Source organism: Roseovarius litoreus (genome assembly GCF_900142765.1).
Taxonomy (GTDB): Bacteria; Pseudomonadota; Alphaproteobacteria; order Rhodobacterales; family Rhodobacteraceae; genus Roseovarius; species Roseovarius litoreus.
In genome coordinates this window covers 1-25,313 of sequence record NZ_FRCB01000001.1, presented here as the reverse complement: position 1 = coordinate 25,313, position 25,313 = coordinate 1, and the positions used below count along the sequence as shown (strand labels likewise).

The following is a 25,313-nucleotide window of genomic DNA, read 5'->3' as shown; positions in this document are numbered from 1 at the left end:
TGCAAAGGGGCGCGATTTTGCGCCTTGCCACTGGACCCGGCGGCGTGTGCGGCCTATCACGCGGAGCAACGCACCGGATGACCGAGGGACTGCAGCACATGTCGCGCTATTCTGCCGCCGAGATCGAAGCGAAATGGCAAGAGGCCTGGGACAAGGCGGAGATCTTCCGTGCCTCCCGCAGCGCCGACAAGCCCAAATACTATGTGCTCGAGATGTTCCCCTATCCGTCCGGGCGCATCCATATGGGCCATGTGCGCAACTACACGATGGGCGATGTGATTGCGCGCTACAAGCTGTCCACCGGCCATAACGTGCTGCATCCGATGGGTTGGGACGCTTTCGGGATGCCTGCGGAAAACGCAGCCATGGCGATCGGCGGACATCCCAAGGACTGGACCTATTCCAACATTGCCGACATGCGCGCGCAGATGAAGCCGCTTGGACTGAGCATCGACTGGAGCCGGGAATTCGCCACCTGCGACCCCGAGTATTACGGTCAGCAGCAGGCGCTTTTCCTTGATATGCTGGAAAAGGGGCTGGTCTATCGCAAGAACGCGGTGGTCAACTGGGATCCCGTGGATATGACGGTGCTGGCCAACGAACAGGTCGAAAACGGTCGCGGCTGGCGTTCGGGTGCTCTGGTGGAGCGGCGCGAACTGACCCAGTGGTTCTTCCGCATTTCGGATTTCGCCGAAGACCTGCTCGAGGCTCTGGACGGGCTGGACAACTGGCCTGCCAAGGTCAAGCTGATGCAGGCCAACTGGATCGGCCGGTCGCGCGGTCTGCAATTCGGCTTTTCGCTGGTCGACGCACCCGATGGGCATGACCGGATCGAAGTCTATACGACGCGGCCCGACACCCTGATGGGCGCGAGCTTCGTGGGGATTTCCCCGGATCATCCGCTGGCCCGCCAGCTTGAGAAGGACAACGCCGATCTGGCAGCCTTCAACGCCGAGTGCCGCCGCATGGGCACCTCTGAAGAAGAGCTTGAGAAAGCCGAGAAAAAAGGCTTCGACACTGGGCTTCGGGTGCGTCATCCGTTCGACACCGCTTGGGAATTGCCGGTTTACATCGCCAATTTCATCCTGATGGATTATGGCACGGGCGCGATCTTCGGCTGCCCGGCCCATGACCAGCGCGACCTTGATTTCGCCAACAAATACGGGCTGCCCGTCGCCTCGACCTTCGAGCCGGAAAAGCCGGAGGATGGGTTCAAGCGCCCCGAAGATGGTGGTGCGGCCTATGTCCCGCCGAAATCCGAAAAGGTAAGATATGTCAAAGGTTTCGCTGGCGATGAGCTGCAGTCGGGCGAGGCGGCTGTGGAGGCTGCCATCGACTTCTGCGAAGCCAATGGCGTGGGTCAGGGTGTCACCAAGTACCGGCTGCGCGATTGGGGCCTTAGCCGCCAGCGTTATTGGGGTTGCCCCATTCCGGTGATCCATTGCGAGGCCTGTGGCGTGGTGCCTGAGGCCAAGGAAAATCTGCCGATCCGCCTGCCCGATGATGTGACGTTCGATCAGCCCGGCAATCCGCTGGACCGGCACCCGACATGGCGCGATTGCACCTGTCCCGCCTGTGGCGCCCCGGCCCGGCGCGAGACCGACACGATGGACACGTTCGTGGACAGCTCATGGTACTTCGCGCGTTTCACCGCGCCCCATGCCACGACGCCCACCGATATGGCCGAGGCCGAGTACTGGATGAATGTCGACCAGTATATCGGCGGGATCGAGCATGCGATCCTGCACCTGCTGTATTCGCGTTTCTTCGCCCGCGCGATGCAGCTGACGGGCCATTTGCCCGCCAAGGCGATCGAGCCGTTCGATGCGCTGTTCACGCAAGGGATGGTGACCCATGAGATTTACCAGACCCGTGATGCGAATGGACGGCCCGTCTATCACCTTCCCGAAGATGTGGAGGGCGGCAAGCTGATCGCCACGGGTGAAACGGTCGAGATCATTCCCTCGGCCAAGATGTCGAAATCCAAGAAGAACGTGGTTGACCCCGTGACGATCATCCGTGCCTTCGGGGCCGATACCGCGCGCTGGTTCGTTCTGTCCGACAGCCCGCCCGAGAGGGACGTGGAATGGACCGCCGCAGGCGCCGAGGCGGCGTTCAGGCATCTGGCGCGGGTGCACCGGATCGTCACCGAAGCCGCTGCCAGCGATGCCGCGCCCAATGCCGACGACGAGGCGCTGCTGCGCGAGATGCACAAGGCCATTCATGACGTGACGAGCGGGGTCGAGTCCTTTGGCTTCAATGCGGCGATCGCCCGGCTTTATGCCTTTACCAACACGCTTTCCAAATCGCAGGCGGGCGGCGATGCGCGGCGCGAAGCGGCCCGTGCTCTGGTGCAGCTCATGTCCCCGATGACACCGCATTTGTCCGAAGAGCTTTGGTCGGTGCTGGGGGGTGAGGGGCTGGTTGCCAACGCGGCCTGGCCACAGGCCGATGAGGCCATGCTGGTGGATGAGACTGTCATTATGCCGATCCAGATCAACGGCAAGCGCCGGGCCGAAATCACCGTGCCCAAGGATATGGACAAGTCAGAGGTTGAAAAACAGGCGCTGGCGACGGATGCTGTCCGCAAGGCGCTGGATGGGGCCCAGCCCAAGAAAGTCATCGTTGTCCCCGGTCGGATCGTGAATGTCGTCGTGTGACCGCAGAAGATTTCTCGTCGGACCGCCAGCCCTCATCGCGGCGGCGGTTCTGTCGGGCTGTGGGTTCACCCCGGCTTACGGACCGTCCGGTTCCGCGGGAAAGCTGCTCAATGCCGTCGAGGTTTCGGAGCCGATGGGACGCGCCGGCTATTTGATGACGCGCGAACTTGAAGACCGTTTGGGTCGGGCCGGTCAGCCACGCTACGCGCTGGTCTATGCGATCGAGGTGAGCGAAACGCCGGTGGCGATTTCGCGCCTCAACCTGATCACCCGATACAACATGCTGGGCAAGGTGACCTATGCGCTGAATGATCTGGCCACGGATCAGGTACTGACCTCGGGGACGGTCGATAATTTCACCAGTTTCGCGGCCTCCGACACCACCGTCGCGACCGAGGCCGCCCGCCGCGCCGCTGAAGAGCGCATCGTGGTTATCCTTTCAGATCAAGTGGTTGCACGTCTTGTCGCGGCGGCGGATAGCTTCGAGACATGAAGCTGTCGGGGCGGGATGCGCCGGGCTATTTCGCACGGCCCGAGGCGGGGCGGACGGGGCTGCTGATCCATGGGCCGGACGGGATGCGCGTGGCGCTCAGGCGGCAGGAGGTGATCGCGGCATTGATCGGGCCGCAGGGCGAGCAGGAGATGCGCCTGACCCGTATTCCTGCAGCCGATCTGCGCAAGGACCCTGCCATGCTGCTCGATGCGGTCAAGGCACAGGGCTTTTTCCCGGGCCCCCGTGTCGCCTTCGTGGAAGATGCCAGCGAAACCGTGGCGCAGATCATCATCGATGCGCTGTCCGAATGGCGCGAGGGGGATGCGCAGGTCGTGGTGACGGCGGGGCAGCTCAAGCCCGCCTCGAAATTGCGCAAGCTTTTCGAGGGGCATCCCAACGCCTATGCCGCCGCGATCTATGATGATCCGCCATCGCGCGCCGAGATCGAGGCCACGCTCAAGCGTGTCGGACTGACCAATATCGCCGGGGATGCGATGCGCGATCTGACGGCGCTGGCGCATGATCTCGATCCCGGTGATTTCAGGCAAACCATGGAAAAAATTGGGCTTTTCAAGCTGGGTGATCCTGATCCGCTGTCGTCAGAAGATGTGGCCGCCTGTGCGCCCAGTTCCACCGAGGCCGAGCTCGACGACATTCTGAACATCGTGGCCGAGGCGCGCTCGGGCGAGATCGGGCCGATGATGAAGCGGCTGCGGGCGCAGGGGGTGCAGCCGGTCACCTTGTGCATTTCGGCGACCCGGCATTTCCGGACGCTTTATGCCGCGGCCTCGGATCCCGGTGGGCCTGCGCAGGGGATCGGGCGGGTCAGGCCCCCGGTTTTCGGGCCGAGACGCGACCGGATGGTCCGGCAGGCGCAGGGCTGGGGGGCGCAGAAACTTCAGGATGCGCTGGGGTATCTGACCGACACCGATCTGGAATTGCGCTCGGCGGGGCAGCATGCGCCGGCGATGGCGCTGGTGGAACGCACGCTGATCCGGCTGGCGATGATGGCGGCACGGTGAACGCCGCGCCGAATCATGGTTAAGGCAATGGAAAAAAAGGGAAATACCTGTTCGGTATCGCGTCGGTATAACGTCGGTATCGCGTCGGTGCGGGATCGGTAAAAACCGCGGGTTATCACGCCGCGCGCTTGCCAAGGGGCCGGGGCTGCGCCAAGGTGAACCACCCAGCCCGATCCCGAGAAAGGACATCGCATGTATCAGGTCATCGGCACCCGCGCGAGCCGGGCGTTCCGCGTCTTGTGGCTTCTGGAAGAGATGGGCCAGCCCTATGAGCATGTCGCGGTCGCCCCGCGCAGCAAGGAGGCGCTGGAGGCCAACCCGTCGGGCAAGATCCCGGCGCTGCGCGATGGCGATGAGGTGCTGACCGATTCGACCGCGATCATGACCTATCTTGCGGACAAGCACGGCCAGTTCACCCATCCCGCCGGAACCATCGCACGCGCCCGACAGGACGCGCTGACCCATCAGATCCTCGACGATGTGGATGCGGTGCTCTGGACCGCCGCGCGCCATAGTTTCATCCTGCCCGAAGAGCACCGCGTGCCGCAGGTCAAGGAGCCGTTGAAATGGGAATATGCCCGCAATCTCGAACGGCTTTCGGCCGGGTTGCAGGGCCGGAGCTTCCTCATGGGCGATGAGATGCTGGTGCCGGACATCCTGTTGGCGCATTGCCTTTTGTGGGCCGGAAAGGCCGGATTCCCCGAGCCGGATGCGGTGCTGGCGGAGTATGTCGCGCGCCTGACGGGAAGAGAGGCGTTCGCGCGGGCCGCAGCGCTGCCCTGACCCGTCGCGGCGGGGGACGCTGTCCCCCGGACCCCCTGGGATATTTTCGGCCAGAAGAAACCGGGAACCGGTCCGGTCAGCCGGGCGGGCGCAGCCAGGCGGCGGCGGCGCGGCCGGCCCAATGGCCCGTGGCGAGGCATCCGGTCAGAAGGTAACCGCCGGTCGGCGCCTCCCAGTCGAGCATTTCGCCGGCGGCGAAGGTGCCGGGACGGCTCAGCAGCATCAGGCCGGCATCGAGCGCCTCGAAGCGGATCCCGCCCGCGGTGGAGATCGCCTCGTCCATGGGGCGCGGGCCGCTGTGGCGGATCGGCAGCGCCTTGAGACGGGGCGCGAGATCGGCCGGCAGGGGCCGGCCGAATTCCATCAGGAGCGCCTGTTTCGCGGGATCGAGTTTCAGGGTCTTGCGCAGGTGGTTGGAGAGGCTTGCCTTGCCGCGCGGCCGCGAGAGGCGCTGGCGAAGCTGCTCTTCGGAAAGATCGGGTGCGAGATCGAGCGTCAGGGCGGCGCCCGCGCGCAAGGCTGCCGAGAGCGCATAGAGCCCGCCGCCTTCGAGGCCGGTGGCGGAGATCACGATCTCGCCGCGAGAGATCCGGTCCCCGGCGTGCAGGGCGATGCCCTTGAGGGGGCTGCCGAAATGGCGCGCCATCGGGGCGGACCAGTCGACGCAGAGCCCCATATTGGCGGGCTCGAACGGGGCCAGAAGGGGCGCGGGCACATGCCCGGCCCAGGCCCCGTCCGATCCGAGCCGCGCCCAGCTTGCGCCGCCGCAGGCGAGGATCGTGACCTGAGGTGAGAGGCTTTGGCGCCCGTCGGGTGTGTCGAACAGCACGGCCCCTGCCGCATCCCAGCCCTGCCAGCGCCAGCGCGTCACGATCCGCACCCCGAGGCCGTCAAGCCGCGAGAGCCAGGCGCGCAAGAGCGGCGAGGCTTTCATCGCGACGGGAAAGACCCTGCCCGTGGAGCCGGTGAAGAGCGGCTGTCCGAGATCTTCGGCCCAATGGCGGATCTGATCGGGGCCGAACGCGTCCAGCATCGGGCGCAGTGCGGGGGCCGCGGCGCCGAAGGCGGCGAGCACCTTGTCCATGGGGGCGTCATGGGTGAGGTTGAGGCCGGATTTTCCGGCCATCAGGAATTTGCGCGCAACCGAGGGTTTGGCCTCGGCCAGGGTCACGGCATGGCCCGCCAGGGCCAGCTCCTGGGCCGCCATGAGACCTGCGGGCCCGGCGCCGATGACCAGAGCGCCGGTCATGGGGCGGGCGGGGTCCGTTTCCGGGGATTGTCGGGCTGCATGTCCCACCTCTTGCAAATGTCCGTCGCCGGTCCATCCTCTTGCCTGCAACATCGGCGAGGATCAAGGAAAAGCGATGGTTCATCCGGTTTGTCCGCTCTGTGAAAGGCCCATACTGCCAGAGGCGAAGCAAAGCCTGCATCACCTGATCCCCAAGCTGAAGGGCGGCAAGGGAGGGCCGACGGTTCTGTTGCACCAGATTTGCCATAACGAGATTCACGCCACGCTGACCGAGGCGGAGCTGGCGCGCGATCATGCCACGATCGAGGCGCTGCGCGCGCATCCGAGGCTCAGGCGCTTCATCGCCTGGGTGGCACGGCGTCCGCCGGCCTTTCATTCCAGAACGGCGGGCGGGCGGCGCAAGCGGTGAGAGCGGTTTTGCAGCGCGGGTCTTGACCATTGGGCGCGGGCACGCACCATATGCAGCCGGGGGACATCAGGGAGAGGTCGACAGATGCCGAACCGTCGGGAGGTGATTGCCGGGGCCGCCGGGCTGCCGTTGCTTGGGCTTGCACGCCGGGCCGGGGCGGCCGCGGCACCGATCTTGAGGGCGGCGCCGGAGAGGGTGCGGCTTGCACCGGAGGCGTATCCCGAGACGGAGGTCTGGGCCTATAACGGGCAGGTGCCGGGACAAACGCTGCGCTATGAGCAGGGGCAGGTTCTGGAGGTCAGGCTGGAGAATGCGCTGCCCGAGCAGGACAGCACGATCCATTGGCACGGGCTGCGCCTGCCCAACGAGATGGACGGGGTGCCGGGGCTGACGCAGGCGCCGGTCAGGCCGGGTGAGGGATTCGATTACCGCTTTGCGCTGAGGGATGCGGGGACGTTCTGGTATCATCCGCATGCCCATTCGGTCGAGCAGATCTCGCGCGGGTTGGCGGGGGTTCTGGTGGTGGATGAGCCCGAAGCGGCAAGGCCTGACGTGGATGGGGACGAGGTGCTGGTGCTGGATGACTGGCGGATGGCGAGCGATGCGGTGATCCGCGACGATTTCGGAGCCTGGCACGACATGTCGCATGCCGGGCGGCTGGGCAATTACGTGACGGTGAATGCGCGGCCCGAGTATCGCCGCAAGGTGGCGCAGGGTGAGCGGCTGAGGCTGCGGCTGGTCAATACGGCGACGGCGCGGATCTTTACGCTGAGGTTCCGGGGGATGCGGGTCTGGCTTGCGGCGCTGGACGGGATGCCGCTGGAGGCGCCGGGTGAGATCGAGGAGGTGGTGATCGCCCCGGCGCAGAGGGCCGATATTCTGGTCGATCTTCTGGCCGAGCCGGGGGAGGAGGCGTTGATCGCGTCGGTCGAGAGGGACGGGACCTATGCGCTGGCGGGGTTCGAGGTGACCGGGCCGGGGGGCGTGGCGCGCGATGCGCCGGCCGCGCTTGTGCCCAATGACATGCCGCTGCTCGAGCTCGAGGGGGCGCGGGCGGTACCGCTCGTGATGGAGGGCGGCGCGATGCGAGGCCTGCCCGAGGGCGCGGTCTGGCGGGGCAACAAGATGGAGATGCGCGCGCTCGCGGAGGCGGGGCAGTTCTGGGCGTTCAACGGGATGGCGGGGATGGGGGAGGCGCCGCTGGTGGATGCGTTCCTGGGCGAGACGATCCGTATCCCGATGACCAACCGGACAGCGTTCAGCCATGCGATGCATCTGCACGGGATGCATTTCCGGGAGGTCATGAACGATGGCAGTCTGGGGCCATGGCGCGATACCCTGCGGGTGGCGCCGGGGGAGGTGCGGGAGATCGCCTTTGTGGCCGAGACCCCGGGCGACTGGATGTTTCATTGTCACATGCCCAGTCACCAGATGTCGGGCATGATGAACTGGATCCGGGTGAGCTGAGGCGGCTGGCAGGCGCGGGCCGGTTTGCAAGCTGCTTGAGTTTTGAGCAATGCGGCGGCAGGTGGGGTGTGCCGGGCGGGTGCGGGTTGTAACCGGGCGTCCCACCGCCCATAGTTGGCGCGATATCCGGGATCGGACACGTGATCTGAAACATGGCAGACGGAAGCAACGGCAAACCTGGGCAGGGTCTTCTGGGAGATACGGAAAACCACGCGCGGGTCAGGACCACGGCGCTGGTCATCATCGCGTTTGCGGTGGTGCTGTTCATGCTTGTGCAGGCGAGGTTCCTGCTGATCTCGCTGGCGGTGGCGATCATTCTGTTCGCACTGACATCGGATGTGATCCGGTTCATCGCGCGGCAGAGGATCGGACGGTTCGGTGTGCCCAACTGGCTGGCGTCGATCGCGGCGCTGGTGCTGATCTCGACGGCGTTGCTGGTGCTGTCTTCGATCCTGCTGGCGCAGCTGAACACGGTGCTGGTCACGACCGTCTCCTATGCGGAACGGGCGCCCTCGGCGGTGGCGTCGCTGTTTGGGTGGATGGGCGAGGATGTCGAGACGGCGGTGTTCAATTCGCTGCGCTCGGTCGAGATTTCAGGCTATGTGCGCACTGTGGCGGGGCAGGCGGGCAACCTGATGCAGGGCACGGTTCTGGTGATCCTGTTCGTGGGGTTCCTGTTTGCGGAGCGTATCTGGTTCGACACCAAGATGACCAATTTCTTCGAGGATGAGGGGCAGGCCGCGCGGGCCACCAAGATCATCACCTCGATCATTCACCGGGTGAACTATTACCTTCTGGTCAAGACCGTGGTCAGCGTCATCACGGGTGCGATGATCTATGTGGTGGCGCAGGTCTTCGGGATCGAGTTGGCGCTGGCGCTGGGTATCCTGACCTTCATCCTGAATTACATCCCCAATATCGGCTCGATCGTGGCCACCGGCATGGTGGCGCTGGTCGGCTATGTCGAGACCGGAGATGCACAGACCACCGGCATCCTGTTCCTGATCACCGGCGCGATCCAGTTCATCAACGGGAACGTGATCGATCCGTGGATGATGGGCCGGGCGCTGCGGTTGTCTTCGTTCGGGATCATCATGAGCCTCGCCTTCTGGGGGGCGGTGTGGGGCATTCCGGGCATGTTCCTGTCGGTGCCGATCATGGTGATGCTGCTGGTGGTCTGCTCGCATGTGCCCGAGCTGCGCAAGGTGGCGGTTCTGCTGTCGCGCGAGGGCCTGCCCGAGGACGAGCAGGAGCTGGACCGGCTGGCCGAGGAAATCGAGAACCGCAAGGGGTGAAGGGGCAGGTACAAGGCCTTTCGAAAGGCCTTGGAAGGCGGTTTCGAAACCGCCTGACGCGGAGAGCCGGCACATGCGCTTGATGGTGGCCACGTGCCGATGCTCTGCCGACAGCACATCTGCAGCGATATCGAGCGCGGTTGGCAAAAGCGCGTCAGGTGCGACGATGCGGTCGAACAGGCCCGGGTTCAGCGCGGTCTCGTGGTCGAGGTTCTGGCTGCCCCTCGGGATCGTTCGGCTGCTGTGCGGGTAGAGTGGTCCGCAAGGTGACAGCGCGGATGCCAAAGCCTTGGAAGGCGGTTTCGAAACCGCCTGACGCTCAGACCCGGCACATGCGCTTGATGGTGGCCACGTGCCGATGCTCTGCCGACAGCACATCTGCAGCGATATCGAGCGCGGTTGGCAAAAGCGCGTCAGGTGCGACGATGCGGTCGAACAGGCCCGGGTTCAGCGCGGTCTCGTGGTCGAGGTTTTGGCTGCCCCTCGGGATCGTTCGGCTGCTGTGCGGGCAGAGTGGTCCGCAAGGTGACAGCGCGGATCCCAAGGCCTTGGAAGGCGGTTTCGAAACCGCCTGAGGCTCAGACCCGGCACATGCGCTTGATGGTGGCCACGTGCCGGTGCTCTGCCGACAGCACATCTGCAGCGATATCGAGCGCGGTAGGCAAAAGCGCGTCGGGTGCGACGATGCGGTCGAACAGGCCCCAGTCCAAGGCGGTCTCGTGGTCGATCTTCTGGCCGCCCATCAGGATCATCTTGGTGCGGGCAGGGCCGATCAGGGCGATCATGCGCCCGGCATCGGAGGGCTGCGGCAGAAAGCCGAGTTTCATCACCGGATAGAAGGCCCGCGTGCCGGGCACGGCGATCCGCAGATCGCAGGCCAGCGCCATGCCCATGGCCCCGCCAGCGACCGTGCCGTTGAGGGCGGCGATGGACAGTCCGGGAAATCCGGCGATCGCCCCGCTGAGCCGTTCCCACACCGCGGATGTGGCAAGCCCGGTGCGCGCGGCGTCAAGATCGGCGCCTGCCGAAAAGACCGGGCCTGCGCCTGTCAGGATCAGCACGCGGGCCTCCTTGTGGGCGGCCTCGGCGATGCGGGCCAGTTCGGTCAGCATCTCTTCGGTCAGGGAATTGGCCTTTTCGGGCCGGTCGATCGTGGCGGTCCAGACGCCGCCATCCTGCTCAAGCCGGATCATGCGAGGCCCACCTGACGGCGCATTTCGGGATCGCGCAGGGAAATTTCCTGCCCCAGATGGGCATCGGCCTGCGCGGTGCACATCCAGACAAGGGCGCGGGCGGGCCAGTCGGGTGGGATATGGTCGGACCAGTCCAGCTGGCTGATCGGATTGACGCCGCTGGCCTTGATCTCGTGCTGCATCTGCGTGGCGACGGTACCCGGCGAGAGGCTCATGACCCGCAGCCCGCGATCCGCCCCTTCGAGATGGGCGCAGTGTGTCAGCATCAGGGCTCCGGCCTTGGAGGCGCAATAGTGGCTCCAGCCTTCCAGAGGGTTGTGGGCGGCCCCCGATCCGACGGTCAGGATCGTACCGCCGCCCTGTTTCAGCATGACCGGCATTGCAGCGCGCATTCCGTGGAACACGCCCTTGAGGTTGATGTCGATGGCGGTGCCCCAGCCCTCGGGATCGGCCGAGGAAAGATGCGAGATCGGTTCGATCACACCGGCATTGTTGATCAGGATATCGAGCCGCCCGAACGCCGCGATGGTGGCTGCGACGGCGGCTTCGACCTGCGTGTAGCGGGTGACGTCGCAGGGGATGGTGATGGCGGAGCTGCCGATCTTTTCTGCGATTGCGGCGATGGCGTCGCCGCTGCGCGCGGCAAGGGCGACATTCGCGCCTGCGCTGGCGAAGGCATGGGCCGCCGCCTCTCCGATGCCGCGGCTTGCGCCGGTGATCAGAACCGTTTTTCCTGTCAGGTCCATGCCGTCTCCCCCTTGGTCCGGATGGTGTCTCTGGTACCCTGCGGTTTTGGCGGGGTCCAGCCAGAACTCCCCTTGACCCAGGCGGCACAAGCGCGGAAGCTGGAGGCGAATTTGTTATGAAAGGGTTCGTGATGACGGTCCGCAGGAATTTGGCCAGCTCGGGTTTGGCATTGTGTATTTCGATGACGGGGGCGCCGCTTTGGGCGGAGGTCACGCCGCAGCAGGTCTGGGACGATTGGCAGGCCTATTTCGAGGGTCTCGGCTATCAGCTGGAGGCGAGCGAATCGCAATCCGGCGGTGATCTGGTGATTTCGGACATGACGATGTCCGTCGATGTGCCCGAAGAGGGGGCCAGTGCCTCGATGAGCATTTCCGAGCTGGTTCTGGCCGATAATGGCGATGGAACGGTGACGGTGTCGTTCCCGGCCAGCATGCCGCTGCGCATGATGGGCCGTGACGATGAGGGGCAAGAGGTTCAGACGGTGCTGGATGTCAGCAACGAGGGACTTGTGATGACCGTTGCGGGGGATCCGGACGATCTGACCTACAGCTATGCGGCGGCCCGGCTGACCATGGCGCTGGATGAGATCGTGGCCGATGGAACCCCGGTCGAGTTCGGCGATGCCAGCATGACCATCGCCAATCTTGCGGGCACGACCACGATGACCATGGCCGCGCTGCGCGACACGACACAGGATTTCTCGGCGGGGCCGGTGAGCTATGATCTCGACATCACCGATCCCGAAACCGGCGGGCGCATGGTGGCCAAGGGTGGCTATGAGAGCATCGCCTTCAAGGGCGACACCAAGATTCCGCTCGAGGTGAGCGGATCGGACATGGCGGGAATGCTGAGGGACGGGTTTGCGCTGGATGGCGGGTTTACCTTCGCGGCGGGATCGTCGGAGTTTTCCTTTGAAGAAGACGACCAGACGCTGGAGGGGAGCACCGCGTCGCGCGGCGGTCAGCTTGATGTGCAGATGAGCGGTGACCAGCTGCATTACGGCGGCAAGGCCGAGGGGATGGAGCTCAACATGCAGACCAGCGATCTGCCCTTCCCGGTCGCTTTCGCGACCGAGACCTTCGGACTGGACCTGATGTTCCCGGTTCTGGAAAGCGAGGAGGCGCAGGATTTCGCCGCGCGGTTCACGCTGTCGGATTTCACCATGTCCGAGATGATCTGGGCGATGTTCGATCCGGGCGCGCAATTGCCGCGCGATCCGGCGACTGTGGCGTTCGACCTTGCGGGCAAGGCGCGGCTGTTCTTCGATCTGCTGGATCCCGAACAGGCCGAAGCGATGGACGACAGTGATGCGGTGCCGGCAGAGCTTGAGACGCTGGCGCTGAATTCCCTGACCGTGAGGCTTGCCGGGGCGGAACTGACTGGCGAGGGGGCGTTCACCTTCGACAATACCAACCTCGAGACATTCGACGGGATGCCCGCGCCGACTGGCGCGCTAGACCTGCGGCTGGTGGGCGGCAATGCGCTGCTGGACAAGCTGGTTGCGATGGGGCTGGTCCCGCAGGATCAGGCCAGCGGGATGCGGATGATGATGGGTCTTTTCGCGCGGCCCGGCGGTGGCGAGGACGAGCTGGTTTCGACCATCGAGGTCAACGAGGAGGGCCATGTTCTGGCCAATGGCCAGCGCATCCAGTAACGCGCTGAGGTTCGGCTGACATGAGGCGACGGTCACGCGCCCCCGCAGGAATTGCGGGGGCGGTTTTTTTGGCGGGGGTGATTGCGGTTCGGGTTGGGGGCGTCTGCGTCACGGGCCGTCCTGCGCCTCACCGGGCCTGTGTCGTGGGGTGCCAGTGGGAACAGGGGGGAGGCCGCCGAGAGGGGGCGAAACGTCATCTTTTCCGGTTAATCGGGGGCTGCTTCAAGTCGGGCGCAATCAGGGTTTGGATACTATCAAATCCGCGCCCAATGGTCCTTGCAAAGATGCCATGCAGTTATCGACGAACATCTGCACGAGTCTTCGTTTTGGCCCCGGTGCAAACCCCAACGATAGGGTGACGCCGCTTGTGCTGTCGGCGATGGGAAGGCAGCGTATCTGGTCGCCCGCATAGGTCAGAACGTCGCGGGGTTTCATGTTCAGCAAAGATATCCCGATCCTTGAGGCGACAAGGGAACGGACCATTTCGGTCGAATTGGCGGTTGCGACGATGCGAAGGTCTGAGCCGCCCTGTTCAAGGAGATCCATATAATATCCACGCGCGGCGGGACGGTCCAAAAGGATCAGTGACTCTTGCACAATCTGCGAGACGGACACGGTTTCATGCTGCGCTAGGGCATGATCTGCAGGGCACAAGCAATAGGTGGGCGCAAAGATAAGCGGTTGTGTTTCTATTTGGGGATTGGGCAATTCTTCGACAAAGAGGATTACGTCGAACTGTCCGTCCATCAGTCCCTTCTGCACGGAATCGTTGTTGCCTTCGGTAAAGGTAAACACAACATCGGAGTGCGCGGCTGACATCTCTGCTGCAAGACGCGGCAAGAAAGCTGGCGCAATCGGTGCATTGTAGCCGATGGCCAGATTGCCTGAGAGGCTCGATTTCAGGTCGGATACGCCTGACATCAAGGTATCATATCTTTCCAGCAGATCGTCGATACCCCGGCCTACGTCACGGCCTGTCAACGTCGGGAAGACGCCTTTGGCACGCGCACGGGTGACGAGCGTTATGCCGAAAATGGCCTCTGCCTGATCCAATGCGGCTGCAATGGCCGATGGCGTCACATGCATGGCGTCTGCGGCGGCTGTTATGCTGCCATGCTGCAAGGCTGCCTGAACATAGCGCAGCGCGCGAAGAGATAGGGTCATGCTGTAACCTCAGAATATCTGAGATATTATCTCATTTAAAAAGATTTTTCAAAGGATAGGAGATTTGCGAAAGTTTGCTGGGCTAAAAACCGGGAGCGCGCCATGAAATCCAGAACCAAAGTCGTTGTCATTGGCGGTGGCATCGCGGGGTGCTCGACCTTGTATCACCTCACGCAAGAGGGATGGTCCGACGTGGTTTTGGTCGAGCGGGATGAGCTGACCTCGGGCACGACATGGCATTCGGCGGCGCAGGTCACGAATTTCGGCATGAACCAGACGATGGTGGGGCTCAAATCTCATTCCATCGCGCTCTACAAGAAATTGCGGGACGATCCAGAATATCCCGTGGGATATCATCATGGGGATGGCGGCATTCGGCTGGCCAACACCGAGGCGCAGATGCAAGGCTATCGCCATTTCGCTTCCATGGCGCGTGGTATGGGTGTGGAATTCGAGGTCATCGATGCAGAAGAATGCGCGCGCCGTCACCCATTGATCGCGACCGAAAACCTGCTTGGCGGGCTTTGGGATGGCCAAGACGGCGATATTGACCCGGCCCAACTATGCCAGGCATTGGCGTTTCATGCTCGCAAGGCCGGGGCAGAGGTCTATCGCAGCACCCCCGTGACGGGCCTGACCCAGCACAGGGACGATACGTGGACGGTTCACACCGAACATGGCGACATCGATTGCGATATCGTCGTGAATGCGGGTGGCTATCGCGTCAACGAGGTTGGTGCGATGATGGGCGTCCAGCACCCGGTGGCATCCATGGAGCACCAGTATTTCGTCACGGAGGACATCCCGGCCATTGCCGAGGCGGGGCACCGGATGCCGCTGCTGCGCTGTCCGATTTCGGACTACTATTCCCGTCAGGAAAAGAACGGCCTGCTGGTGGGGTTTTACGAGCAGGATTGCAAGACATGGGGCATGGATGGGATCAGTCCGAGCTTTTCCAATGATCTGTGCCCGGATGATCTTGATCGGGTGATGGATGTGCTTGAAGGCGCGTTCCAGAGGATGCCCGTGCTGGCCGAGGTCGGCATCAAGCGCGTTGTGAACGGACCGATCACCTATACGATGGATGGCGCGCCCCTCGTTGGCCCGATTCCGGGCAAGCGCAACGCATTTTGCATCATCGGCCTGCGCGCGGGCCTGGGTGAAGGCGGCGGGCATGGCTGGCTTCTGGCGCAGCAGATCGTTCATGGCGAAGCATGCTATGACACCTGGGTCATCGATCCGCGCCGCTTCACGGGACATGCAACGGTGGAGCTGACCTCGCGCAAGGCCATCGAAGACTATCAGAACGAGTTCAGGTTCCATTTCCCGCATGAGCATCGCCCCGCCGGGCGCAATGCCAAGACGACCCCTTTGACCCCTGTCCTGGCCGCCGAAGGTGCGGAATTCACGGTGGTCAACGGGTGGGAGCGCGTCGACTACTTCAAACCATCGCCCGATTTCCGTCCGTCGCTGAGCTTCGACTTTGACGAGGCATTCGATGTGGTCGCAGCAGAAGTGCAGAACGTGACCACCAATGTCGGCTTGACCGAAGTCAACGGGTTCAACCGGATCGAGATCACGGGGGCCGACCGCCATGCATTTCTGGATCGCATGATCTGCGGGACTGTGACCCGGCGCGCGGGCCGCGTCGGCCTTGGCTATCTCCTGAATGATCACGGCTGCATCAAAGCCGAAGCGACGGTTGCCAACCTGCCTGCATCGGACCGCGGACCCGAGAGGGTCTGGTACGGGTCGGCAGCGGCGTCGGAATACCATGACATGGATTGGCTGAAGTTGCATCTGAAGGCGGATGAAGACGTGCGGTTGCGCAGCCTGACCAATGATCAAACGATCCTCGTACTCGCGGGTCCAAGGGCGCGCGCTGTGCTGTCGGACTGCGCGAGAGGAGATTGGTCGGCGGACGGCTTCCCGTGGTTGTCCGTAAGGGAATGCTGCATCGGTTTCGCACCGGCCACCGTCATGGGCGTGAGCTTCTCCGGGGAGTTGGCGTATGAGATCCACGTGCCAAACGCGTCGCTCTACGCTGCCTATCTGGCGTTGCGAGAAGCGGGTCAAGCATACGGACTGAAACTCTTTGGCGCCCGTGCGGTCGAGTCCATGCGCATGGAAAAGGGGTTCCTCCATTGGAAGGCCGACCTGATCACCGAATTTGACCCGTTCGAGACGGGACTGGCCAGGTTCGTGACGCTCGACAAGGGCGACTTCATCGGCAAGGCCGCGTTGCTCGAACGTCGGGTGGCGGGGCCGGGTCGCAAGCTGGTGACGCTCAGGATCGATGCGGCACACGCGCCGGCACATCCAGGTGCATCCTTGATGCTCGCCGATAAAGTGGTCGGCACAATCACATCTGGAGCCTACGGGCATCGCGTTGGCATGAACCTCGCCTACGCGTTCATCGCACCGGACCTGGCCAGAACCGGCGCAGTGATGGACTTGGATCTATGCGGTGAACGTGTTGCCGCGCAGGTCATCGAACCATCGCCGTACGATCCGAAGTTCGAGCGGATGCGAAGCTGATGGATCCTTGACCGCGGCAGAGTTTTGCCCAGGCTCAACATCTACGCGACGTCTGGCGGAAAAATCGCTTATGGCGCGGACAGAGGCGACCGGTCTTGGTCAATTCTCGGAACGAGGATGTCCCGAAAGCGGCAACTGGAGCAAGTGCAGCGAAAGAACGCTTCGTCCCACAATTTGTGAGTTCGCAAGTTGCGCGGCGAAGGTCAGCTATCGCAGTGTCAAGCTATGGGTTAGCGGTGCGCTTTGGGGCGATAGTGGTCCTTGGGGCAACTCAGAGGGGCGCTGATGGCGCGTATGCGAGTGCTGCATCACCGCATGACCGCTTCACGCCCGGAACGGACTTGCAGGATGCGAAATGGGGCCTTTGGAAGCAGAATTTTGCGCGGCTCGAAATCACGGTGTCCCCTTCCGTAATCGCTCAACACTTTCGGCTTTCAGTTGATCGGTGACAATTGTGTGTTGATCAAACACAACCGGCTTAGACGCGACGCCCTCCGATTGCCAGTAATGCGCGTCATATATCTCGAACCCTGCGGGTAGTACCGTGCCGTTCAGTGCTGCGCTCAGAAAGAAATGAGGCGCATTTTCACGTGTTCTTTCAAACCAGTCTTTTTCGTCGAAAGTACCGGTGAAGACACCGACCGAACTGGGATAGCGATCAAAGGTCATATGGGTTTTGGTTCCACAGGTGCCACAGAAATTAATATGGATCACCTTGCCGCTTCCTTCGCTCATGTGGTCATAAACTTGAGGTGCCCCGCGCAGAAGATGAAACTTTTCCTTGTCGAACATCGTTTCGACCAAATACGCGGAGCCAGTGGCCCTCTGGCAGAAGTTGCAGTGACAATTGATGATGTCGTTTGGCTGTCCCTCGACCCCAAATTCAATCTCGCGGCAAAGGCAGTGTCCGATTTTCATGGGGCCTCCTTTTCGGTGGTTGATATTATCACTTAATGACGGGTTTGTCCGCATCAGGGCTATGGTGCAGGTCGCAGCCAATGACCGCCGCGACGCATCCTGATCAAGGCAGAGCAAGGGGCCAAGAATGCGATGGAGGCGGGTGCCCGGCGGACAGTCTTGCGGCGTGCAGGACCACTTCCAACCCCACGCAGACGGACCATCCAAGCCGGTCACCCCGGCCATTTTGACAGACAGCGCACTTGCAGGGGGGCGGGGCAGGGGCTACCTGTTGCGCGCATTCAGGAGACAGTCATGACCCAAGCCCTCGACAAGCTGACAGACGCTGTTCTTGCCGCCGCGCGAAAGGCGGGAGCCGAGGCGGCCGACGCCATCGCCATCGAGGGACGCTCGGTGACCATCGACATGCGCGGCGGCACTCTTGAGCAGGCAGAGCGCGCCGAGGGCATCGATATCGGTCTGCGGGTGCTGATGGGGCAGCGTCAGGCCTGTGTGTCGGTGTCGGATGCGCGGCCCGAAACGCTGGCGGCGCTGGCGGAACGGGCGGTGGCCATGGCGCGCGAGGCGCCGGAAGACCCCTATATCGGTCTGGCCGATCCCGGCCAGCTTGCCACGCCAAGGGATGCGGAGGGGCTTGAGCTGTGCGATCCCACGCCCGAGCCCACGCCCGAGGCGCTGCAGGAAGATGCGCGCGCCGCCGAGGCCGCGGCATTGGCGGTCAAGGGGGTCAGCCAGGTGCAATCGGCGAGTGCCGGCTATAGCTGGCGGGCGGTGCATATGGCGGCGACCAACGGCTTTGCCGGGGGATATGAGCGGACGGATCGCGGCTTGTCCTGTGTGGCGATCGCGGGCGAAGGCACTGGCATGGAGCGCGAGTATGACGGCGACAGCCGCATCTTTCAGGCCGATCTGCGCAGCGCCGACGAGATCGGCCGGACTGCCGGGGAGCGGGCTGTTGCCGCGCTCAACCCGCGCCGGCCGCGCACGGGGGCCTATCCCGTGCTTTTCGACGAGCGGATTTCATCGTCGCTGATCGGGCATCTGCTGATGGCGGCCAATGGTGCCGCGATTGCGCGGGGATCCTCGTGGCTGCTGAACCGGCTGGGGGATCAGGTCTTGCCGGAGGGCATGTCGCTGATCGAGGATCCGCATCGGGTGCGGGCGATGAATTCGCGCCCCTTCGATGCCGAGGGACTGCCGACGCAGCGGCGCGCGCTGGTGGACAATGGCGTTCTCACGGGCTGGTCGCTGGATCTGGCCAATGCGCGCAAGCTGGGGATGGCGCCCACGGGCAATGCCAAGCGCGGTGCATCTTCGCCGCCAAGCCCCGGCACATGGAACATGGAGCTTACCGAAGGGGACCGGAGCCGGGAGGCGTTGATTGCCGAGATGGGTACGGGGCTTCTGGTGACGTCGATGATCGGCTCGACCATCAACCCAAACACAGGCGATTATTCGCGCGGCGCGTCGGGCTTCTGGGTCGAGAACGGTGAGATCACCGGCCCGGTCAACGAATGCACCATCGCGGGCAGTTTGCCCGAGATGCTGCGGCGCATGATTGCGGCCAATGATGCGCGTCCGTGGCTGAGCCGGGTGGTGCCGTCGCTTCTGGTCGAGGGGCTGACGATTGCCGGCGAGTGATCTTGGGCTTCTGATCGACGCGGCGCGCGCCGCGGGCGATGTGGCGATGGGCTTTGCCGGACCGCAGGCGAAACGCTGGGACAAGCCCGGCGGCTTGGGGCCTGTGACCGAGGCCGATATGGCGGTGAACGCGCTGCTGGAAGAGCGGCTGCGCACGGCGCGTCCCGGCTATGGCTGGTTGTCCGAGGAAACCGAGGATGATTCCGCGCGGCTGAGTGCCGAGCGGGTGTTCATCGTCGACCCGATCGACGGCACGCGCAGTTTCATCGAAGGCTCGGGCACCTGGGCGCATGCGATCGCGGTGGCCGAGCGGGGGCGGGTGACGGCGGCGGTCGTGTATCTGCCGGCGCGCGGCAAGATGTATGTTGCCGCCGAAGGGCAGGGGGCGTTGCTGAACGACATGCCGATCCGCGTTACCGCACGCAACGATCTGACCGGGGCCACGTTGCTGGCGGCCAAACCGAATTACGCGCCCGAGCACTGGCCGGGCGGAGTGCCGGATGTGAAGCGCGCCTATCGTCCGTCGCTGGCTTACCGGCTGAGCCTTGTGGCCGAGGGGCGCTATGACGCGATGCTGACGCTGAGGCCCAGTTGGGAATGGGATATTGCCGCCGGGGAGTTGATCCTGCGCGAGGCGGGGGCGCGCACCTCGGATCGCGAGGCGCTGCCGTTGCGCTTCAACAACCGGGTGCCGCAGGTCAATGGCGTGGTCGCGGCCAATCCACGCCTGCACGAGGCGATCGCCGAGGCGCTGGCGCCGGTCTGACCGGTGAAAACAAGCCGCGAGGCGCCGCATCTGCCCCTTGTCGGTCGCGGCGTTCCGGGTCTACATCTTGGCGAAGACCTTTGTGAAAGCCGCGAGAATGCCACGATCCGACAATTTGACCGGGGCGGTCCTTATGATGGCCTCGATGGCGGCGTTCACCATCAACGACACCTTCATGAAAGCGTTGGCGGGGGAGGTTCCCCTGTTCCAACTGTTGTTTCTGCGCGGGGTGCTGACCACCCTCGCTGTGGGTGGCATCGCCTGGTGGATGGGCGCCTTTCGCGCAAGGCTGTCGCGCCGGGACACGGGCAGCATCGTGCTGCGCATCGTGGGCGAGATCGGGGCGGCTTATTTCTTCCTGACCGCGCTGTTCAATATGCCGATTGCGAACGTGACTGCGATCCTGCAGGCGATTCCGCTGACCATCACGCTGGCCGCGGCACTGTTTTTCGGCGACTCTGTCGGGTGGCGGCGGCTGTCGGCGATCCTTGTCGGTTTCGTGGGCGTGATGCTGATCGTGCGGCCCGGCGCGGAGGATTTCACGATCTATTCCTTTTATGCGCTGGCAGCGGTGGGATTCGTCACCTTGCGCGATCTTGCCACAAGAAGGCTGGCGCGCGAGACGCCGTCGATGCTTGTGACGTTCATCACCTCGGGGTCGATCATGGTCTTTTTCGGATTGGCCAGCCTGACCGGAGACTGGGTGCCGATGGACCTGCGCGCCAGTGTCCTGACCATGGGCGCGTCGGTGATGATCATCGGCGGCTATCTGTGTTCGATCATGGTGATGCGCGTGGGCGAGATCAGCTTCATCGCGCCGTTTCGCTATACCGGGCTGATCTGGGCGCTGGTGCTGGGATGGCTGGTCTTCGATGAATGGCCGGAGCCGATCACGCTTGTGGGTGCTGCGATCGTGGTGGGATCGGGGTTGTTCATGCTTTATCGCGAAGCGCAGATTGGCCGGAAAAGACGGTTTTCACCTGTGCCTCGTCCACGTTGAAACGGGCCTTGAGATCGGCGCTTTCGGCCTCGGTCAGGGGTTTCAGACGGGTGTCGTTGGCGCCGGAATCGTTGTCGTCGTGCAAGGCGCGAATGAACATCGGCGTCGAGGGCTCGATCAGGGTGGGCATCACCTCGTGCAGTTTGTGATGGGCGTAGTTCATCACCGTCTTGGGATCGCCCGGACGGAACAGCACGGCCAGACCACACGCCCAGAAAGGCGCCTGCACGGGGCGCGCGCTGATGCCGTCGGCGGAGAGCCGCGCGCTGTAGCCGCTGCGATATTCTATGGCCATGTTGCGCCAGCCCTCGCGCATCCGGGTGCTGCGACGGGCAGTACGGCGCAGGGCGCGGATGAAGTGGATGCCAACCGCATCGTCATCGTCCAGCCGGAACTGGATCGACTCGGTCTCGACGCCGGCCAGTTCTTCTTGAAGGACAAGCTGCATGGCCAGCCGGTGCTTCATCGGCGGACGGGCCACGATACGGATTTGCGGAACCGCCGCGGTCAGGTCGTGCAGCCGGTCGAGATAGGGTTTCGGCAGGCTCTCGCCGATCAAAACAAGAAAGGTGAAATCCGGGTCGCGCTGTGCGGCGATCGAGGGAAGCGTGAGGGTTTCGAAATGCCTGAAGCGCAGTTCCATGCGGTCGGGCGCATAGAGATAGGCCTCGCGGTCCTCGATGGAGTCATGCATACGCTTGAACCCGCCAAGGGCAGGATAGGAAAACCGGCAGATACCCAGAACGCGCATTGGACCAGACCACGCTTGACGCCATTTGCGTCATGCTGACAAATGCGGAGGACGGGAACAAGGCCAAAGCCGGTCGGCAGGTCAAGTGCGTCATGCAAAGCTTGGGACAGGGGCTGTTGACAACCCCGGCGACTCCCCATATACGCGCCCCATCCAGGCCAAGGGGGTCGCCCCGCCGCCGACATCATAACTGAAGTGGTCACGATCCGGGCGCCTATGCCCCGATCCTCTGGAAACCCACCGCGTCGTACCTGAACGAACAGGATGCGATTGCGGTTTTTGCGTTTTGCGGACGCGTAGAGCGCAGCGAAAATGAACCCGCACGATTTTCGTGCAGACACATGTGTTGAGAGACGGGGAAAGAGACCCAATGCCAACGATCCAGCAGCTGATCCGCAAGCCGCGGCAGCCCAAAGTCAGAAGCCAGAAGTCCATGCATCTTCAGGGATGCCCGCAGAAGCGTGGCGTCTGCACACGCGTCTATACCACGACGCCGAAGAAGCCGAACTCGGCCATGCGTAAGGTTGCCAAGGTGCGCCTGACGAATGGCTTCGAGGTCATCAGCTATATTCCCGGTGAAAGCCACAACCTTCAGGAGCACTCGGTGGTTCTGATCCGTGGCGGCCGTGTGAAAGACCTTCCCGGTGTGCGCTATCACATCCTGCGCGGCGTTCTCGACACGCAAGGCGTCAAGGACCGCAAGCAGCGCCGGTCGAAATATGGCGCGAAGCGTCCGAAGTAAGAGGAATTACAGATGTCCCGTCGTCACGCCGCAGAAAAACGCGAAGTCCTGCCCGACGCCAAGTATGGTGATCGGGTTCTGACGAAATTCATGAACAACCTGATGATCGACGGCAAGAAATCCGTCGCAGAAAAGATCGTCTACAACGCGCTCGGCCGGGTCGAGGACAAGGCCAAGCGCGCGCCGGTGGAAGTGTTCCACGAGGCGCTGGACAACATCAAGCCGTCGGTCGAGGTTCGGTCGCGCCGCGTTGGTGGTGCCACCTATCAGGTGCCTGTCGAGGTGCGTCCCGAACGCCGTGAGGCGCTGGCGATCCGCTGGCTGATCAACGCATCGCGCGCTCGCAATGAGAACACGATGGAAGAGCGCCTTGCCGGCGAACTGCTGGACGCGGTGAACAGCCGCGGCACGGCCGTCAAGAAGCGCGAAGACACTCACAAGATGGCCGAGGCGAACAAAGCCTTCAGCCATTACCGCTGGTAAACCCGTAGAGGCTCACGACATGGCACGCGAATTTTCGCTCGACCGCTACCGCAATTTCGGCATCATGGCGCATATCGATGCGGGTAAGACAACCTGCACCGAGCGCATCCTGTTCTACACCGGCAAGTCTCACAAGATCGGTGAGGTGCACGATGGTGCGGCCACCATGGACTGGATGGAGCAGGAGCAGGAACGCGGGATCACCATCACCTCGGCGGCGACGACCACCTTCTGGTTCCGCACCGAGGATGGCGAAAACCCCACCGGCATCTATGGCGACACGCCGCAGGAAGCCAAATTCCGCTTCAACATCATCGATACGCCCGGCCACGTGGACTTCACAATCGAAGTCGAGCGTTCGCTGGCTGTTCTGGATGGTGCCGTTGCTGTTCTGGACGCCAATGCCGGCGTTGAGCCTCAGACCGAAACCGTGTGGCGTCAGGCTGACCGCTACAAGGTGCCGCGGATCGTGTTCGTCAACAAGATGGACAAGATCGGCGCCGACTTCTTCAACTGCGTCGACATGATCGCCAGCCGCACCGGTGCGGTTCCGGCGCCGGTCCAGCTGCCCATCGGGGCCGAAGACAAGCTGGAAGGCATCATCGACCTGGTGACCATGAAGGAATGGGTGTGGAAGGGCGAAGACCTTGGCGCAAGCTGGGTCGTGCAGGACATCCGCGACGACATGAAAGAGCTGGCCGAGGAATGGCGCGGCAAGCTGATCGAGAACGCCGTCGAAATGGACGATGCCGCGATGGAAGCTTACCTCGAGGGCGAAGAGCCCGACGAGGTGACCCTGCGCGCGCTTATCCGCAAGGGTACGCTGTCGATGAGCTTCGTGCCGGTTCTGGCCGGGTCGGCCTTCAAGAACAAGGGTGTGCAGCCGCTTCTGAACGCCGTGATCGACTATCTGCCGGGTCCGCTCGACGTGCCGCCCTACATGGGCTTCTCGCCGGATGACGAAACCGAGACACGCAACATCGAGCGTCGCCCCGGTGACGACCAGCCGTTTGCCGGTCTGGCGTTCAAGATCATGAACGACCCGTTCGTGGGCACGCTGACCTTCACGCGCATCTATTCGGGCCTGCTCGAGAAGGGCGCGGGCGTTCTGAACGCCACGAAGGGCCGTAAAGAGCGTATCGGTCGTATGATGATGATGCACTCGAACTCGCGCGAAGAGATCGATTGGGCGGGGTCGGGCGATATCATCGCTCTGGCTGGTCTGAAGGAAACGACCACGGGTGACACGCTGTGTGATCCGCAGAAACCGGTCGTTCTGGAAACCATGACCTTCCCCGATCCGGTCATCGAGATCGCGATCGAGCCGAAGACCAAGAACGACCAGGAAAAGATGAGCCAGGGTCTCCAGCGGCTTGCCGCCGAGGATCCGTCCTTCCGCGTCGAAACCGATCTGGAATCGGGTCAGACCATCATGAAGGGCATGGGCGAACTTCACCTCGACATTCTGGTTGACCGTCTCAAGCGGGAATTCAAGGTCGAAGCCAATATCGGTGCGCCTCAGGTGGCTTACCGCGAGACGATCGGTCACGAGGTCGAGCATACCTACACCCACAAGAAACAGTCGGGTGGTTCGGGTCAGTTCGCCGAGGTGAAGATGATCATCTCGCCGACAGAGCCGGGCGAAGGCTACAGCTTCGAGTCGCGCATCGTCGGCGGGTCGGTTCCCAAGGAATACGTCCCCGGCGTCGAGAAGGGCATCGAAAGCGTCATGGACAGCGGTCCGCTGGCCGGCTTCCCGGTGATCGACTTCAAGGTCGCACTGATCGACGGCAAGTTCCACGATGTGGACTCCTCGGTCATGGCCTTCGAGATCGCAGCCCGTATGTGCATGCGCGAAGGTCTTAAGAAGGCCGGCGCGAAACTGCTCGAGCCGATCATGAAGGTCGAGGTGGTGACGCCCGAAGAATACACCGGCAGCATCATCGGGGATCTGACGTCCCGTCGCGGTCAGGTCTCGGGTCAGCAGACCCGCGGCAATGCGATCGTGATCGACGCCAATGTGCCGCTGGCCAACATGTTCGGCTATATCAACACGCTGCGCTCGATGTCGTCGGGCCGGGCCCAGTTCACGATGCTGTTCTCGCATTACGAACCGGTGCCGCAGAACATCAGCGAAGAGATCCAGTCGAAATACGCATAAGAAGCGGTGCGGGGACGCCCCCGCACCCTACCCACCCGTAGGGTGCGTGCCAGCACGCACCGCCACAACACCAGGAGGCCATCATGGCAAAGGAAAAGTTTGACCGCACGAAACCGCATGTGAACATCGGCACGATTGGTCACGTTGACCACGGCAAGACGACACTGACGGCGGCGA

General features: G+C 63.2%; 23 protein-coding genes. 16 read left to right on the top strand and 7 right to left on the bottom strand.

The genetic code is table 11. The annotated features are described in order from the left end of the window. The first annotated feature begins 98 nt into the window (after positions 1-98). The 4 genes from leuS (at position 99) to F3H35_RS00105 (ending at position 4,958) form a co-directional block, all read left to right on the top strand. Positions 99-2,660 (top strand): leucine--tRNA ligase, encoded by a 2,562-nt coding sequence (leuS, locus tag F3H35_RS00120; RefSeq protein WP_149778353.1) that lies wholly within the window; start codon positions 99-101, stop codon positions 2,658-2,660. Continuing rightward, complete coding sequence (gene lptE, locus F3H35_RS00115) at positions 2,647-3,153, top strand: LPS assembly lipoprotein LptE (protein WP_149777652.1); 507 nt, start codon at positions 2,647-2,649, stop codon at positions 3,151-3,153. Before leuS ends, lptE begins: the two co-directional genes overlap by 14 nt. After that, a complete protein-coding gene (holA, locus tag F3H35_RS00110; RefSeq protein ID WP_149777651.1) occupies positions 3,150-4,175 on the top strand; it encodes a DNA polymerase III subunit delta in 1,026 nt (341 codons plus the stop codon). Before lptE ends, holA begins: the two co-directional genes overlap by 4 nt. Positions 4,176-4,367: 192 nt before the next feature. Then, positions 4,368-4,958, top strand: a complete 591-nt coding sequence (locus F3H35_RS00105) for a glutathione S-transferase family protein (protein ID WP_149777650.1) — start codon at positions 4,368-4,370, stop codon at positions 4,956-4,958. Between the two features lie 76 nt (positions 4,959-5,034). On the opposite strand, the gene F3H35_RS00100 is transcribed toward F3H35_RS00105, so the two are convergent. Next, positions 5,035-6,207: a TIGR03862 family flavoprotein gene (locus F3H35_RS00100; RefSeq protein ID WP_149777649.1), complete on the bottom strand. Its 1,173-nt coding sequence runs from the start codon at positions 6,205-6,207 to the stop codon at positions 5,035-5,037. Between the two features lie 115 nt (positions 6,208-6,322). Between F3H35_RS00100 and F3H35_RS00095 the strand changes: the two genes are divergently transcribed. From F3H35_RS00095 to F3H35_RS00085, 3 genes are all read left to right on the top strand, one after another. Beyond that, entirely contained in the window at positions 6,323-6,616 is a 294-nt protein-coding gene (locus F3H35_RS00095) for an HNH endonuclease family protein (protein WP_149777648.1), read from the top strand. A gap of 84 nt (positions 6,617-6,700) precedes the next feature. Continuing rightward, positions 6,701-8,083 carry a multicopper oxidase family protein gene (locus F3H35_RS00090; protein ID WP_149777647.1) on the top strand — a complete coding sequence of 461 codons (1,383 nt, stop codon included), beginning with the start codon at positions 6,701-6,703 and terminating at the stop codon, positions 8,081-8,083. 152 nt (positions 8,084-8,235) lie between these two features. After that, positions 8,236-9,378: an AI-2E family transporter gene (locus F3H35_RS00085; RefSeq protein WP_149777646.1), complete on the top strand. Its 1,143-nt coding sequence runs from the start codon at positions 8,236-8,238 to the stop codon at positions 9,376-9,378. Between the two features lie 319 nt (positions 9,379-9,697). On the opposite strand, the gene F3H35_RS00075 is transcribed toward F3H35_RS00085, so the two are convergent. The 3 genes from F3H35_RS00075 to F3H35_RS00065 are packed head-to-tail and all read right to left on the bottom strand — an operon-like array spanning position 9,698 to position 11,317. Then, positions 9,698-9,922, bottom strand: a complete 225-nt coding sequence (locus tag F3H35_RS00075; RefSeq protein ID WP_188129818.1) for a hypothetical protein — start codon at positions 9,920-9,922, stop codon at positions 9,698-9,700. Between the two features lie 34 nt (positions 9,923-9,956). After that, positions 9,957-10,571, bottom strand: coding sequence for an enoyl-CoA hydratase/isomerase family protein (locus F3H35_RS00070; protein WP_149777645.1), 615 nt, complete (start codon positions 10,569-10,571; stop codon positions 9,957-9,959). Next, complete coding sequence (locus F3H35_RS00065) at positions 10,568-11,317, bottom strand: SDR family oxidoreductase (protein ID WP_149777644.1); 750 nt, start codon at positions 11,315-11,317, stop codon at positions 10,568-10,570. Before F3H35_RS00065 ends, F3H35_RS00070 begins: the two co-directional genes overlap by 4 nt. Positions 11,318-11,433: 116 nt before the next feature. On the opposite strand from F3H35_RS00065, the gene F3H35_RS00060 reads away from it, so the two are divergent. Further along, on the top strand, positions 11,434-12,972 hold the full coding sequence (locus F3H35_RS00060) for a DUF2125 domain-containing protein (protein ID WP_149777643.1): 1,539 nt from the start codon (positions 11,434-11,436) through the stop codon (positions 12,970-12,972). A 237-nt stretch (positions 12,973-13,209) separates the two neighbouring features. Here F3H35_RS00060 and F3H35_RS00055 read toward each other — a convergent pair whose 3' ends face one another. Beyond that, positions 13,210-14,136 carry a LysR family transcriptional regulator gene (locus F3H35_RS00055; RefSeq protein WP_149777642.1) on the bottom strand — a complete coding sequence of 309 codons (927 nt, stop codon included), beginning with the start codon at positions 14,134-14,136 and terminating at the stop codon, positions 13,210-13,212. 102 nt (positions 14,137-14,238) lie between these two features. On the opposite strand from F3H35_RS00055, the gene F3H35_RS00050 reads away from it, so the two are divergent. Further along, entirely contained in the window at positions 14,239-16,674 is a 2,436-nt protein-coding gene (locus F3H35_RS00050) for a GcvT family protein (RefSeq protein ID WP_149777641.1), read from the top strand. 393 nt (positions 16,675-17,067) lie between these two features. Here F3H35_RS00050 and F3H35_RS00045 read toward each other — a convergent pair whose 3' ends face one another. Continuing rightward, positions 17,068-17,592: a GFA family protein gene (locus F3H35_RS00045; RefSeq protein WP_149777640.1), complete on the bottom strand. Its 525-nt coding sequence runs from the start codon at positions 17,590-17,592 to the stop codon at positions 17,068-17,070. A 294-nt stretch (positions 17,593-17,886) separates the two neighbouring features. Here F3H35_RS00045 and F3H35_RS00040 point away from each other — a divergent pair, with 294 nt between their 5' ends. The 3 genes from F3H35_RS00040 to F3H35_RS00030 all read left to right on the top strand — a co-directional run bounded on the left by F3H35_RS00040 (position 17,887) and on the right by F3H35_RS00030 (position 20,999). Next, entirely contained in the window at positions 17,887-19,233 is a 1,347-nt protein-coding gene (locus F3H35_RS00040; protein ID WP_149777639.1) for a TldD/PmbA family protein, read from the top strand. Then, entirely contained in the window at positions 19,220-19,999 is a 780-nt protein-coding gene (locus tag F3H35_RS00035; RefSeq protein WP_149777638.1) for a 3'(2'),5'-bisphosphate nucleotidase CysQ, read from the top strand. Before F3H35_RS00040 ends, F3H35_RS00035 begins: the two co-directional genes overlap by 14 nt. A 97-nt stretch (positions 20,000-20,096) precedes the next feature. Continuing rightward, a complete protein-coding gene (locus F3H35_RS00030; RefSeq protein ID WP_149777637.1) occupies positions 20,097-20,999 on the top strand; it encodes a DMT family transporter in 903 nt (300 codons plus the stop codon). Here F3H35_RS00030 and F3H35_RS00025 read toward each other — a convergent pair. Next, positions 20,932-21,750, bottom strand: coding sequence for a putative rhamnosyl transferase (locus F3H35_RS00025; RefSeq protein ID WP_149777636.1), 819 nt, complete (start codon positions 21,748-21,750; stop codon positions 20,932-20,934). The genes F3H35_RS00030 and F3H35_RS00025 overlap by 68 nt on opposite strands. 370 nt (positions 21,751-22,120) lie before the next feature. On the opposite strand from F3H35_RS00025, the gene rpsL reads away from it, so the two are divergent. The 4 genes from rpsL to F3H35_RS00005 all read left to right on the top strand — a co-directional run. After that, the gene (gene rpsL / locus F3H35_RS00020) at positions 22,121-22,492 is read left to right on the top strand and encodes a 30S ribosomal protein S12 (protein WP_007817136.1); all 372 of its coding nucleotides are present in this window, start codon (positions 22,121-22,123) and stop codon (positions 22,490-22,492) included. A gap of 12 nt (positions 22,493-22,504) precedes the next feature. Continuing rightward, the gene (gene rpsG, locus F3H35_RS00015) at positions 22,505-22,975 is read left to right on the top strand and encodes a 30S ribosomal protein S7 (RefSeq protein WP_007817137.1); all 471 of its coding nucleotides are present in this window, start codon (positions 22,505-22,507) and stop codon (positions 22,973-22,975) included. A 19-nt stretch (positions 22,976-22,994) separates the two neighbouring features. Then, positions 22,995-25,136 carry an elongation factor G gene (gene fusA, locus F3H35_RS00010; RefSeq protein ID WP_149777635.1) on the top strand — a complete coding sequence of 714 codons (2,142 nt, stop codon included), beginning with the start codon at positions 22,995-22,997 and terminating at the stop codon, positions 25,134-25,136. Positions 25,137-25,219: 83 nt separating this feature from the next. Next, a partial coding sequence (locus tag F3H35_RS00005; RefSeq protein WP_149777634.1) for a GTP-binding protein occupies positions 25,220-25,313 on the top strand: 94 nt, incomplete at its 3' end.